Raw genomic sequence first — 13494 nt, forward strand, 5'->3', positions numbered from 1 at the left:
CAACTCCAGAGAGGATCAACTGGGGCCCTTCAGGTTGACGTGACCATATGACCTGGACCATAGTGTCACTGTCACCTTAAGGAGTCCCTGCCATGGCCGCGCCGTCGAACCTGCAGACCGAGCTCGCCGTGAGCACGGTGGTCTTCGCGCTGCGCCCGCACCCGGACACCGGTGAGCTCACCCTCTGGCTGCCTCTGGTGCGTCGGATCCGGGAGCCTTTTCTGGGACAGTGGGCGCTGCCCGGCGGGCCGCTGGAACCCGAGCAGGACCTGGTCAGCTCCGCCCGCGCCACACTGTTGGAGACCACCGGGCTGGCTCCGCGGCACATGGAGCAGCTCTATGCCTTCGGCAACGTGGACCGCTCCCCCTCCAGCACCCGGGTGGTGTCCATCGTCTATTGGGCCCTGGTGCGTCAGGACGAGGACACCGACGCGGTGGAGGGCGAGAACCTGGAGTGGTTCCCCGCCGACGACATCGCCGAGGAGGCCGGCGTGCTGGCCTTCGACCATGGTGTGATCCTGGCCTACGCGCTGGACCGGCTGCGCGCGAAGGTCACCTACTCCCCCATCGCCCACGCCTTCCTGCCGGAACAGTTCCCCCTGGCGGAGCTGCGCCGAGTCTATGAGGCGATCCTCAACCGGGCCCTGGACCCCTCCAACTTCCGCCGCCAGATCCTGGCGCAACGCTCCGTGGAGGACACCGGCGAGCGCATGACCGGCACCGCGCACCGCCCGCCGCGGCTCTACCGCTCCAACTCCGACCGCACCCGCTACACCCTCACCATCCAGGAGACACCATGACCGCCTCGGTCCATGACCTGATCACCCTGTCCCCGAAGGACAGCTGCAACACCAAGCTCGCCGCCGGGCCCTGGGACTTCGACACCGTGCCGGGCTACGGGCCTGGATCCTCCCAGGCAGATCGCCTCCCGGACCCGGTCTCGAGACCCGGTCAGCTGCCCGAGCGCTACCAGCTGATGCCGGAGCCGGAGCTGCAGGAGCGAATCCTCGCCGCGAAGGCCACGCTCGGCGAAGAGCTGGTCATCCTGGGCCACTTCTACCAGCGTGACGAGGTCATCGCGCATGCCGACTTCGTGGGCGACTCCTTCCAGCTGGCCAACGCCGCGCTGAGCAAGCCGGAGGCGAAGACCATCGTGTTCTGCGGGGTCCATTTCATGGCCGAGACCGCCGACATCCTCTCCGCCCCGGAACAGGCGGTGATCCTGCCCAACCTTGCGGCCGGGTGTTCCATGGCGGACATGGCCGATGAGTCCTCGGTGGAGACCGCCTGGGAGGAGATCTGCGAGACCTACGGCGTGGATCCGGAGAACACGCTCCCGGACGCCGAGGGCAAGCTGTCGATCCTGCCGGTGACCTATATGAACTCCTCGGCGGCGCTGAAGGCGTTCTGCGGCCGCCACGGCGGGATCGTCTGCACCTCCTCCAACGCCTCCACCGTGCTGGAGTGGGCCTTTGAGCGCGCCCACCGGGTGCTCTTCTTCCCCGATCAGCATCTGGGCCGCAATACCGCCAAGGCGATGGGCGTGCCGCTGGAGCAGATGCCGCTGTGGAATCCGCGCAAGGCCCTGGGCGGGAACACCGCGGAGCAGCTGCGCGAGGCCAAGGTCCTGCTCTGGCACGGCTTCTGCTCGGTGCACCGGCGCTTCACCGTGGACCAGATCAGCCAGGCCCGCGCGGCTGATCCGGGGGTGAAGATCATCGTGCACCCGGAATGTCCGATGCCGGTGGTCGATGCCGCCGACGCCGCCGGGTCCACCGATGCGATCCAGAAGTTCATCGCCGCCTGCGCCCCGGGGGACCGCATCGGGGTCGGCACTGAGATCAACATGGTCAATCGGCTCGCCGCGCAGTTCCCGGACCGGACCATCTTCTGCCTGGATCCGGTGATCTGTCCGTGTTCCACCATGTACCGGATCCATCCGGGCTACCTCGCCTGGGTGCTGGAGGAGCTGGTGGCCGGAGAAGTGCACAACCAGGTCAGTGTGGAGCCCGAGGTCTCGGTGCACGCGAAGGTCGCACTGGACCGGATGCTCGCCGCGAAGCCCAAAGCCTGAAGGGACCCTGTGGACGCTCAACTCTCCGCCCGCGCGATCGACGCGGTGATCACCCTGGCCCTGGCTGAGGACATGCCCTTCGGGGATCTCACCAGCACCGCGTTCCTCTCCGCCGACGCCACCGCGCACGCCCAGCTCGTGGCGCGGGAGCCCGGCGTCCTGGCCGGTGGCGAGGTCTTCGCCCGCACCTTCGCCGCGGTGGACCCCGGCGTCGTCGTGAGTCTGCACACCGACGACGGCGCACGGTTCGCCCCTGGGAATGTTCTGGCCAGCGTGCAGGGCCCCGCCCGAGCGATCCTCGGGGCGGAACGGGTGGCGCTGAACCTGATCCAGCGGCTCTCCGGGGTCGCCACACTGACCAGCCAGTACGTCGCGGCCGTGGCCGGCACCGGGGTCCGGGTCACCGATACCCGCAAGACCACCCCGGGGCTGCGCGCGCTGGAACGCTACGCGGTGCGCTGCGGGGGCGGGCACAATCACCGGTTCTCACTCTCCGATGCGGTGATGGCCAAGGACAACCACCTTGCGGTCCTGGGCGACTCCCCGGAGGCGCTCACCCAGGCGATCCGCACCGCCCGCGAGCGCCTGCCGCACACCACGCATATCGAGGTGGAGGTGGACCGGATCGAGCAGATCGCCCCGGTGCTCGCCGGTGGGGCGGACACCATCATGCTGGATAACTTCAGCCTCGAGGACCTGCGCCGCGGCGTGGAGCTCATCGACGGTGCGGCCCTGGTGGAGGCCTCCGGCGGGGTGAGCCTGGAGACCATCACGGGGATCGCCAGCACCGGGGTGGACCTGATCAGCGTGGGCGCGCTGACCCACGGGGCGCGCGCCCTTGACCTGGGGCTGGATATGAACCTGGGACTGGGCGCGAACCTCGGCCAGCAGATGAACCTGAGCCAGAGCACGGACGTGAACCGGCCGGGGACCTCGGCCTGATGCTCTACCTGGACGAGTCCGCCGCAGCGCCGGTCCGGCGCGAGGTGCTGGAGGCGATGTGGCCGCACCTGACCGGATACGCGAACCCCTCCAGCGTGCACGAACCCGGAGCCGCGGCCTCCCGTGCGCTGGAGACCGCCCGCGCCGAGATCGCCCGGCACCTCAACGCCCGCCCCACCGAGATCATCTTCACCTCCGGTGGGACCGAATCCGACAACGCCGCGCTCAAGGGCATCGCGCTCGCCGAACCCCGGGGCCGCCACGTGCTGATCTCAGCCCTGGAGCACCCAGCGGTCAGTGAGTCGGCCGCCTGGCTGGGACGGCTGGGCTACGAGGTGGAGACCATCCCGGGGGACCGCGACGGCGTCGTGACTCCGGCCGCACTGGCCGCGGCGCTGCGCCCGGACACCACCGTGGTCTCCATCCACTACGCGAACAACGAGGTCGGCACGGTCCAGGACATCCAGACATTGGCGGCAATCTGTGCCGAGCATCGGGTCCCGTTCCACACCGACGCGGTCCAGGCCGCCGGGACCTTGTCCCTGGATGTGCAGGCCCTCGGGGTCAGCGCGATGAGCCTTGCCGGGCATAAGCTGGGCACCCCCAAAGGCACCGGGGTGCTCTACCTGCGCCGTCGGACGCCTTTCGAACCGCTCATCCATGGCGGCGGCCAGCAGCGGGATCTGCGCTCGGGGACCGAGAACGTCGCCGGAGCCGTCGGCATGGCGACGGCGCTGCGCCTCGCCACCCAGACCGACGTCGCCGACCTGGCGCGGCGGCGCGATGAATTCATCGACGCGGTGCTGAGCCGGGTGCCCGGCGCGCAGCTGACCGGGCACCGGACCCGTCGGCTGGCCGGGCACGCCTCCTTCGTGCTGCCCGGGCGCAGCGGAGAGTCGGTGCTGCTGGATTTGGAGCGGCAGGGGATCTTCTGTTCCTCCGGATCGGCCTGCGCCGCCGGTTCGAGTGAGCCGAGTCCCGCCCTGACCGCCATGGGGTATTCGGAAGAGGTCGCCCAGAGCGCCGTGCGGTTCAGCTTCGGGGACTCTGTAACCTCGCAGGATCTGGTTCGCGCCGCAGCAGCGCTGCCGGGGGTAGGACCTGCTCCGCAGGCGTAAGGTGATCAGGGGCCTGCCCGGTGTCTTGACCGGCAGGCCTGACCAAGACTTGGAAACACTGACACCGCGAACTTCAGGAGCCACCATGTACGTTCCCGCAGAAGACCGTTATGAGAACGCGGAGTACCGCCGTGTGGGCCGCTCCGGCCTGGTGCTGCCCCCGCTCTCGCTGGGCCTCTGGCACAACTTCGGTGACGACTTCGCCCTTCAGAACCAGCGCGAGATCATCCACATGGCCTTCGACCATGGGATCACCCACTTCGATCTGGCGAACAACTACGGGCCTCCCCCAGGCTCGGCCGAGATCAACTTCGGACGGATCCTGCGCGAGGACTTCGCTGGGCTGCGCGATGAGCTGATCATCTCCACCAAGGCCGGCTGGACCATGTGGCCCGGGCCCTACGGCGGGCCGACCGGCAGCCGCAAGCACCTGCTCTCCAGCCTGGACCAGTCGCTGAGCCGGATGGGCCTGGACCATGTGGACATCTTCTACTCACACCGTCCCGACGCGGACACTCCGCTGGAGGAGACCATGTCCGCTCTGGACGCCGCGGTCCGCTCCGGCAAGGCGCTCTACGCCGGGATCTCCTCCTACTCGGCCGAGGACACGATCAAGGCCGCCGCGATCCTGAAGGATCTCGGCACCCCGCTGCTGATCCACCAGCCCTCCTACTCGATGCTCAACCGCTGGATCGAGACCGAGGGCCTGCTCGACGCGGTCGACGAGCTCGGAGTCGGGGTCATCGGCTTCAGCGCCCTGGCCCAGGGCATGCTGACCGATAAGTACCTCAACGGGGTTCCCTCGGATTCGCGTGCAGCGACGAAGGGCTCCTTCCGGGACGATTTCCTCACCGAGGAGAATCTGGGACACATCCGTTCGCTCAATGAGATCGCCTCGAACCGCGGGCAGAGCCTGGCGCAGATGGCGCTGGCCTGGGCGCTGCGCGATGACCGGGTGAGCTCGCTGGTGATCGGCGCCAGCCGGCCCGAGCAGCTGAAGTCCAACCTGGCTGCCCTGGACCAGCGCTCCTTCTCCAAGGAAGAGCTGGACGCGATCGATGAGCACGCCGTCGACGGCGGGATCGACATCTGGGGCTCGGCGCGGAAGAGCACCAAGGGCTGATTGCCCCGGGCCCTGCTCCGGTGAGGTGTGGATCCGTCCGCACCCCACCGGGAAGTTCGGCTGGTGCAGGTCAGACACCTGAGGCGGGGTCGATGCCATGCTGGTCGCAGCGGCCGATGCGCGCTTCAGCCGGATCATGCGGTAGACTTTCCTGGTGCTTCCGGCGAGTTTGCTGGAAGGATTTCGGGCTATAGCGCAGCTTGGTAGCGCGTCCGTCTGGGGGACGGAAGGTCGTGGGTTCAAATCCCGCTAGCCCGACCATGTGATGTCTCAGTACATCGGAAAGGCCCTGAACCCACGGTTCAGGGCCTTTCTTCATGTTGTGATCCCCGCGGCGAATGGCCCCGAGTGGAGTCAGCGATCTGCCCCCAAGACCTTTTCCCGCGATACCGGGCCTCCCCCGCGGGATATGAGCTAGTCCTTGGTCGGCTCCGCATCGTCCTCGGGGTCAGTCCCTCCGTCACGCTTGCCCTTGGCGTCAGCTTTGGCACCGAAGGCGACCCCGAAGGCCATTCCTATGCCGATGCCTAGCGCCAAATTGTCGAAGAAGATCAGACCGACAGACATGCCGATCATCATTCCTTGGACCATGCCAAAGACAAGTTTGTTCGATTCTTTGCCTTCCCCCATCACGCCAGCCTACGATGCCTGCGGTATGCCTGGGCTGGTCGAGAAGTGGTGGCGTGGCTTGACGAGTGACTTGTTCTACCGGGGCCTTTGTGAGCTACCGGCCAGACCGTTGGCCAGGTGATTCACGCAGACCCCGGTAGAACGCGAGGTCACTGCGCGCGTTCGTAGGCGTCGTTCGCCAGGTCCACGAGCTGCTGCATGTTCAGGTTCTCCAGCTCCGCGACGTAGGCATCCCAGTCATCGAAGGACCGCTGCCCCAGGATGAACTGTGCCGACGCCGTCTGCACGTGGTCGGTCAGCGTGGTCTGCAGCAGACCCGCCTGCTCCAGCTCCAGATCCGTGAACGGATACGGCGGCGTCACCGGCAGCTCCTCCTTGTCGTGCATCTTCTCCTGCCACTCCACCACGTGCGGGCGGAAGGTGGAGTGGACCAGGTCAGTTGTGGAGCCCACGGCGTGCAGGAACGGCTGGTTCGAGAAGCCGTAGTCACGCACCAGGTGCTCCTCTGCCTCCGGGTTCAGGCTGTTGAGATCGATGTTGGGATCCAACTCCCGCTCGCCGTTCTCGCCGACCGTGTAGGTCTCGCCCTCCACACCCCAGGTGGCGAACTCCAGGCCCTCGTCCGAGTAGTACAGCCAGTCGATGAACTGCAGCTTGGCCAGGAAGTCATCATCTTCGGCGACCGAGGAGGAGATGGCGAGTCCACTGTCGAAACGGGCCCCGCTGTGCACGAAGTCTCCGTCCTCACCGCCAGGAATGGGAATCAGCCGCGCCTCGGCGCCTTCGGTACCCAGCTCCTCGAAGCCGCGGGTGTAGATCTGGGTGGACTCGTCGTTTCCGGCGGTGGCCAGCGAGCTCCCGGCGGAGAACTTCTGCTCCGCGGTGCGATCATCCTGGGTCAACGTCTCAGAGTCCATCAGTCCCTCGTCGAGGAGCCCGGCAAAGAACTCCAGGAGTTCGCGGTACTCCTCCGAGGCCCCGGCGTAGATGAACTCCTCGGCCTCATGGTCGAAGTAGATGCCGTCGCCATAGCCCCAGCCGGCGACGGTGTTGAAGTTCGCCGAGGCGAAGTTCAAGGTGCTCTGCAGCTCCCAGCGGTCCGAGTACGGGACCGCATCCGGGTATTCCTCCTTGACCTCACGCAGCTGATCGGCGAACTCTTCCCAGGTCTCGGGCTCCTCGAAGCCCATCTCGTCCCAGATATCGCCCCGGACCACCAGGGAGAAGTGCTGGAAGGGATCCTCCAGCAGTCCCGGCAGGATGTAGGCCTTGCCGTCCTCCTGGTAAAGCGCCTCGTAGTCCTCCCGCAGATCCCAGGCGTCGAGCTTCTCGGTGAAGTGCGGCATGTGTTCCAAGTAGTCACTGACCGGCAGGAGGGCGCCTCCGGAGATATATGGCACCTCCTGACCGGGATAGGTCACCGGAACGAAGTCCGGCATGTCCCCAGCCCCGATGACCAGGGAGCGGCGCTGCTCGAAGTCGCTCAGCGGCGCGTCCACGATGGACAGCGACACGTTGTGGTTCTCCTCCAGGTGGTCGAAGAACATCCAGTCCTGGTCCAACCCGTGGTCTGGGTTGTTGCGGTAGAGCACGGAGAGCTCCAGCGGCTCGGTGGCCACGAAGCTGTCTCCGACCGCAAAGTCCTCCATGGCCGCCGCGTTGCGATCGGCGGCGTCAGCCCCGTCGTCCTCCCCGGCATCGCCCCCGCCGCAGCTGGTGGCCAGCAGCGACCCTGCTGCCAGCAACCCCACCACGCCTGATCGGGACCATGGGCTTCTCTTCTGCTGTGTCATAGTCTGCACGCCTTTTCCCTCATACAGCTGATGCGAATTTGTATCTTGGTGATACAGATCACACTCAGTATAGGGTCATACCGTGCAACAATTTCAAGCGGCAATTCTGCCTGGCGGTCTCAGCGTCGGCTTGTGACCTGCATGAAAGGCTGAAGCCAAAGGAGTATTGCCCGCACTCACCGGCGCTTCTATCCTTGTCCCAGCGCGAGACTCCGTGCCGAGCCCATGCTTCGACACCCGGCACCCGCAGCGTCGAATCCCGAAGGGAACAGGCATGGCCTCGAATGAGATGGCTATCAGGGCCGACACGGTGGTGCGCCGCTTCGGAGACCTTTCCGCCGTGGACGGCGTGAGTCTTGAGGTCAAGGCCGGGGAGATCTACGGCTTCCTCGGACCCAACGGCGCCGGGAAGTCCACGCTGACCCGGATCCTGTGCACTCTGCTCACACCGTCGTCTGGTCACGCCACCGTGGCAGGCTACGACGTCGAGTCCCAGCCCGGTGAGGTCCGGCTGCGCGCCGGGGTCGCCCTCCAGGAGGCCGCTCTGGACGATAAGCAGACCGGCTCCGAGATGCTTGCCCTGCAGGGACGCTTCTACGGCCTCTCCGCGAAGGCCACCAAGGCTCGAGTGGACCAGCTGACCGAGCTGGTAGACATCGGGGCCGCGCTGGACCGACGCATCGGCACCTACTCCGGCGGGATGAAGCGACGTCTGGATCTTGCGCTGGCGCTGGTCCACGACCCTGAGGTCCTCTTCCTGGATGAACCCACCACCGGTTTGGATCCGGTGAGCCGGGCGAAGGTCTGGCAGGAGGTGGGGCGGCTGAACCAGGAGCTCGGCATGACCGTGTTCCTGACCACCCAATACCTCGAGGAGGCCGATGAGCTGGCGAACCGCGTCGGCATCATCAATAAGGGCCGACTGGTGGCTGAGGGCACGCCGGCCCAGCTCAAGCGGACCATCGGCACCGACGTCGTCGTCGTCTCCGTCGCCGGGGACCCAGCCACCGCGGCGCGGGCGCTGGAGTCTCTGGAGCTGGTGGAACGTATTGAGACCAACGGCCCCTCGCTGACCTTGAGCGTCTCCGACGGCCCCTCGTCCATCAGCCCGATTGCGGTCGCGCTGGCCCAGGCTCCCGATGTCGAGGTCATCGAGCTCTCACTGCGCCGACCCTCGCTCGATGACGTCTTCCTCTCCGTGACCGGTGAGCACATCTCCGACCCCAGCGCGTTCATGGCCAGCGCCTCCGCCCCGCAGAGCACCAAGGAGCTGCAGTGACCTCCTCCACGACGACGACCGCGCCGGCCCGGATCGAACCCAAGAGCGCCGGGTTCCTGCGCGATCTCACCTCCGTCGCGCACCGGGCCTTGCGCGCGATTCCGAGGGACCCCGCCGCGGTCATCCCGGCGCTGATCATCCCGCTGTTCTTCTTCGTGGTGAACATCGGAGCCCTGGAATCGGTAGCCGAGGGCATCGGGGTGGCTGACTTCCGGGCCTTCCAGCTGCCGGTGGCGATCGTCTTCGCGGTCACCGGCGTGTCCCGGGCCAGCGATCTGGTCAACGACATCAGCAGCGGCTACTTCGACCGGCTGCTGCTGACACCGATGAGCCGCTCGGCACTGCTGCTGGGGCTCATGGTCGCCGACCTGGTCCTGGTGATGGCGCTGTGCGTGCCGGTGCTGATCCTCGGCTTCCTGGTCGGGGTCGAGTTCGCCACGGGACTCACCGGCGCCCTGGCCTTCGTGCTCATCGGCGGGCTCTGGGGCCTGGCCTTCACCGGTTTCCCCTACGCCATCGCGCTGCGCACCGGAAGCCCCGCTGCGGTGAACTCCTCGTTCCTGCTGTTCTTCCCCTTCGCCTTCCTGACCACGTCCTTCCTCCCGCTGGAGGCACTGACCGGGTGGCTGGCCGCGATCGCGGACTACAACCCGATCACCTATCTGCTCGCCACGCTGCGCTCCCTGCTCTCCGAGGGCTGGATCTGGGCGGATCTCTGGCCCGGGCTGCTGGCGATCGCGATCGTCGGGACGCTGAGCTTCACGCTGGCCTTCGGGGCGCTTCGCGGTCGCGTCTCCCGGGGCTGAGCCCTGCGCCCCCCCTCCCCCACTCGCGTTTTACCGGCGGCTCCGTGGTTCACCGGCGCTGCCGAGAGCCCGGTAGACCACATAACCTCCGGTAAAACGCTCGGTTAGGCTGGTCTGCATGGCCGAGTCTCCGCTGACCACCAACGCACCTCCGGAACCCGCCGGCGCCCGGGCTGACCCGAGCGGTGTGCGGCTGCGGACCCAGGTGCCGCTGCGCTGGGGTGATATGGACGCCTACGGGCATATCAACAACGTCGAGGTGCTGCGCCTGCTCGAAGAGGCCCGAATCCGGGCCTTCGGGGCCCCGGCGCATACCGGCAGCCCCGTCGGGGAACCCTTGGCTCCGCTGTTCAACGAGCTGCCCCGCCACGCCCAGGCGCTGGTGATCGAACATCGGGTGCGCTACCTCGCGAGCCTCGAGTACCGCGATGTCCCGGCGCAGATCGATGTCTGGGTGACCCAGCTCAAGGGCGCCGGTCTGACCCTGGCATACGAGATCCGCGACGGCGTGGACGGAACCCGCTGCGTGATCGCCGAGACGCAGCTGGCCTTCTTCGACACCGAGGCCCACCGACTGCTGCGGCTGAGCACCCAGCAGCGCGAACAGGCGGCGGCGCACCAGGGTCAGTCTCCCTTCCGCGGGGCCTGACCCGAGGCGACCGGGCTCCGGCTCCGAGGCGCAGATCCTGTGCGCAGGGACCACGTTCCACGACGGTTTGCCCAATCGTGACCTGAGCCTGACCACGGAAATCCCAGATCAGATGGCAATGCCTGGTTACGATCTACCCCATGCTTCCCCGCGAACACCTTCCCCCTCGCGGCTCGGCAGGCACGCCCCCTCGACGCAAGCACGCGTTCCGAGTCCTGGGGCTTGCGACTGCCGCGCTGCTGATGACCGCGTGCAGCCCTGCCGTCTTCCATCCCGCCCCGGTGGGCAGCGGCGAGTCCCACGCTGCGCCCGCCTTCGCGACGAACAACGGCCAGGCCATACCAGCTGAGCGGGAACAGGGTGCGGCAGAACAGGACACCGGTGGACCCGGCGAGGACGACGCCGTCGCGCCCCTGCCTGCCCTGGCGGCGGAGGTGCGCAGCGTCCGGGAGACCCAGCGTGAGGCGGTGGCCGAAGGCGCCTCCGCGCTGGAAGCCGCCCACCAGGAACATCTGGCGCAGCTCGCCGCCGAAGAGGAACGACTCGAGCGGGAGCATGCCGAGGCGGAGGCCGAGCTCGATCGGCAGCGCCTTGAAGACCAGGCCGCCGAGGAAGCGGCCCAGGCCGAGGAGGAAGCAGCCGCAGAGCGCGAGGAGGATTCCGAAGCCGAAGCGCCCACCGAGGACACCCCCGCCCCGGACGCCCCGGTCGCTGAGGAGCCGGCTCCGCAGGAGCCCGAGCAGACGCGGCCCGAGACCCCCTCGGACGCTCCCGTCTTCGCCGGGAACCTCGACCATTACCTGGAGCAGCTCGCCGAGCACCATCCCGGGGACATCTCGATCAGCGTCGCGGAGCTCGGCGGTCAGGCCCGGACAGGTTCCGCGGCGGGTGCCGAATCCCGGGTCAGCGCCAGCACCTATAAGGTCTTCGTCGCCTACGGGATCCTCAGCCGGGTCGAATCTTCAGAGATGGACTGGGACGACCCGATCGACGGCGGACGCGATCGCGCCACCTGCCTGAACGAGATGATCTCGGTCAGCGACAACCCTTGCGCAGACGTCTTCCGTGGGGAGATCGGCTGGGAGGGGCTGCGCGATATCGCCGCCGAGACCGGCGGCCCGGCCACGGACTTCATCCCGGCCTACGCGCGCACCTCCGCCAATGACCTCACCGCGTTCATGACCGCTCTGGAGTCTGGTGCGCTGAACCTAAGCCCGGAGAGCCGCTCGCGTCTGCTCGGCGCCCTGGAGTCCAACATCTTCCGCGAGGGCATCGGCGCGGGAAGCGCCGGCTCGGTGCTGAACAAGGTCGGCTTCATCGACGGCTACCTCAATGACACCGCGATCGTGCGGCACCCGCAGGGCACCTACGTGCTGAGCATCATGTCCGAGGGCTCAGACTGGAACGCGATCAGCGCCATCACTCGCGACATCGAGGCCGCCCTGTACTGAACTGCCAACGAAGCATGACCAGCGCTGCGACCCGGAACGGGCAGGCCCGGGCCGTGCCGGACCGCCGGGCGTGCCGGACCAGTCCGGCCCGCCCGGGTGAGCCGCTGCGGCTTACTTGCGCTTGCGCTTCTCGCGCACCCGCATGGAGACCTCGATCGGGGAGCCGGTGAAGTCGAAGGTCTCACGCAGCCGACGCGTGATGTAGCGCCGGTAGCCCGGGTCCAGGAACCCGGTGGTGAAGAGCACGAAGCGCGGGGGCTTGGTGGAGGGCTGGGTGGCGAAGAGGATCCGCGGCTGCTTGCCGCCGCGGACCGGGTGCGGGTGGGCCGCCACGAGCTCGCCGAGGAACGCGTTGAGCCGACCGGTGGAGATCCGCCGTCCCCAGCTGGTCAGCGCGGTGTCCAGGGCAGGGGCGAGCTTGTCCTTGTGCCAACCGGTCAGCGCGGAGACGTTGACCCGCGGGGCCCAGGAGATGTGCGCCAGGTCTCGGGTGACTTCGCGCTCCAGGTAGTAGCGGCGCTCCTCATCCATCAGGTCCCACTTGTTATACGCCACGACCAGGGCCCGCCCGGAGTCCACCGCCATCTGGATGATGCGCACATCCTGTTCCGAGACCGGCTCCTCCACTGAAAGCAGGACCACGGCGACCTCGGCCTTGTCCAGCGCCCGCTGGGTGCGCAGCATCGCGTAGTACTCGGAGCCCGAAGCCATGTGCTGGCGACGTCGGATGCCTGCGGTGTCCACGAAGCGCCAGGTCTCCCCGCCGAGCTCGATGAACTCATCCACGGGGTCCATGGTGGTGCCGGCCACGGAGTCCACGACCACACGCTCGGATCCGGCCAGCTTGTTCAGCAGCGAGGACTTACCCACATTGGGCCGTCCCACCAGTGCCACCCGGCGGGGTCCGCCAGCCGGGATCATGCCGCCGTGCTCGGCGAACTCCGGCAGCGCCTTCACCGCGGCGTCGAGCAGGTCACCGGTTCCGGTGCCGTGCAGCGCGGAGACCGGGTAGGGCTCCCCGAGCCCGAGGTTCCACAGACCGTAGACCTCGCTCATATGCGCCGGGGCATCGACCTTGTTCGCCACCAGCAGCACCGGCTTCTTCTTGCGCCGCAGCATCCGCACCACTGCCTCGTCCACGGCGGTGGCCCCGACCAGTCCGTCGACGACGAAGATCACCGCGTCGGCCTCGTCCACGGCCATCTCGGCCTGTTCGGCCACCCGCTTGTGCATGCCGCGGGCGTCCTGCTCCCAGCCACCGGTGTCGACCAGGGTGAAGTCCTTGCCGTTCCATTCCGCCTCGTAGGAGACCCGGTCCCGGGTCACCCCGGGCACGTCTTCGACCACGGCCTCCTTGGAGCGGGTGATCCGGTTGACCAGCGTGGACTTGCCCACGTTGGGGCGACCGATCACGGCCAGCGCCGGTGGAGCCGCGACGTAGGGCTCGTAGTCCTCATCGTCCTCGTCGAACTCCAGGACGGCGGCGTCCTCTTCGGCCAGCTCGTAGTCGGAGAGCCCGGCGCGCAGCGCCGCGGCACGCGCCTCGGCCTCCTCCTCGGTGATCGAGGCCAGACGTTCGGCCAGGCGATCGTCCTCCACGCTCGGAATGTATTCCGGGGAGTCGGAGGG

The 13494-nt window shown here is 67.6% G+C and carries 12 protein-coding genes and 1 tRNA gene; 10 read left to right on the top strand and 3 right to left on the bottom strand.

The window, feature by feature from the left end:
- The first annotated feature begins 92 nt into the window (after positions 1 to 92).
- The 6 genes from HNR11_RS12710 (at position 93) to HNR11_RS12735 (ending at position 5518) form a co-directional block, all read left to right on the top strand.
- Entirely contained in the window at positions 93 to 800 is a 708-nt protein-coding gene (locus HNR11_RS12710; RefSeq protein ID WP_179442677.1) for an NUDIX hydrolase, read from the top strand.
- Positions 797 to 2074: a quinolinate synthase NadA gene (nadA, locus tag HNR11_RS12715; protein WP_179442678.1), complete on the top strand. Its 1278-nt coding sequence runs from the start codon at positions 797 to 799 to the stop codon at positions 2072 to 2074. The genes HNR11_RS12710 and nadA overlap by 4 nt, the downstream gene beginning before the upstream one ends.
- Before the next feature lie 9 nt (positions 2075 to 2083).
- Positions 2084 to 3016, top strand: a complete 933-nt coding sequence (gene nadC / locus HNR11_RS12720; RefSeq protein WP_179442679.1) for a carboxylating nicotinate-nucleotide diphosphorylase — start codon at positions 2084 to 2086, stop codon at positions 3014 to 3016.
- The gene (locus tag HNR11_RS12725) at positions 3016 to 4134 is read left to right on the top strand and encodes a cysteine desulfurase family protein (protein ID WP_179442680.1); all 1119 of its coding nucleotides are present in this window, start codon (positions 3016 to 3018) and stop codon (positions 4132 to 4134) included. Before nadC ends, HNR11_RS12725 begins: the two co-directional genes overlap by 1 nt.
- 85 nt (positions 4135 to 4219) lie before the next feature.
- Entirely contained in the window at positions 4220 to 5257 is a 1038-nt protein-coding gene (mgrA, locus tag HNR11_RS12730) for an L-glyceraldehyde 3-phosphate reductase (RefSeq protein WP_179442681.1), read from the top strand.
- 184 nt (positions 5258 to 5441) lie between these two features.
- Positions 5442 to 5518 (top strand) — tRNA-Pro (locus tag HNR11_RS12735).
- Between the two features lie 153 nt (positions 5519 to 5671).
- On the opposite strand, the gene HNR11_RS12740 is transcribed toward HNR11_RS12735, so the two are convergent.
- Together HNR11_RS12740 and HNR11_RS12745 are read right to left on the bottom strand one after the other, a co-directional pair.
- Positions 5672 to 5887: a glycine zipper domain-containing protein gene (locus tag HNR11_RS12740; protein WP_179440561.1), complete on the bottom strand. Its 216-nt coding sequence runs from the start codon at positions 5885 to 5887 to the stop codon at positions 5672 to 5674.
- A gap of 149 nt (positions 5888 to 6036) precedes the next feature.
- A complete protein-coding gene (locus tag HNR11_RS12745) occupies positions 6037 to 7680 on the bottom strand; it encodes an ABC transporter substrate-binding protein (RefSeq protein WP_179442682.1) in 1644 nt (547 codons plus the stop codon).
- 274 nt (positions 7681 to 7954) lie between these two features.
- Between HNR11_RS12745 and HNR11_RS12750 the strand changes: the two genes are divergently transcribed.
- The 4 genes from HNR11_RS12750 to HNR11_RS12765 all read left to right on the top strand — a co-directional run bounded on the left by HNR11_RS12750 (position 7955) and on the right by HNR11_RS12765 (position 11865).
- On the top strand, positions 7955 to 8959 hold the full coding sequence (locus HNR11_RS12750) for an ATP-binding cassette domain-containing protein (RefSeq protein WP_179442683.1): 1005 nt from the start codon (positions 7955 to 7957) through the stop codon (positions 8957 to 8959).
- Positions 8956 to 9765: an ABC transporter permease gene (locus HNR11_RS12755; RefSeq protein ID WP_179442684.1), complete on the top strand. Its 810-nt coding sequence runs from the start codon at positions 8956 to 8958 to the stop codon at positions 9763 to 9765. Before HNR11_RS12750 ends, HNR11_RS12755 begins: the two co-directional genes overlap by 4 nt.
- A 118-nt stretch (positions 9766 to 9883) precedes the next feature.
- Positions 9884 to 10414, top strand: coding sequence for an acyl-CoA thioesterase (locus tag HNR11_RS12760; protein ID WP_179442685.1), 531 nt, complete (start codon positions 9884 to 9886; stop codon positions 10412 to 10414).
- 140 nt (positions 10415 to 10554) lie between these two features.
- Positions 10555 to 11865, top strand: a complete 1311-nt coding sequence (locus tag HNR11_RS12765; RefSeq protein WP_179442686.1) for a serine hydrolase — start codon at positions 10555 to 10557, stop codon at positions 11863 to 11865.
- A 111-nt stretch (positions 11866 to 11976) separates the two neighbouring features.
- Here the strand turns inward: HNR11_RS12765 and der are convergent, their stop codons facing one another.
- Complete coding sequence (der, locus tag HNR11_RS12770) at positions 11977 to 13473, bottom strand: ribosome biogenesis GTPase Der (protein WP_375139286.1); 1497 nt, start codon at positions 13471 to 13473, stop codon at positions 11977 to 11979.
- Positions 13474 to 13494: the final 21 nt, after the last annotated feature.

This window comes from Nesterenkonia sandarakina, from assembly GCF_013410215.1.
Taxonomy (GTDB): Bacteria; Actinomycetota; Actinomycetes; order Actinomycetales; family Micrococcaceae; genus Nesterenkonia; species Nesterenkonia sandarakina.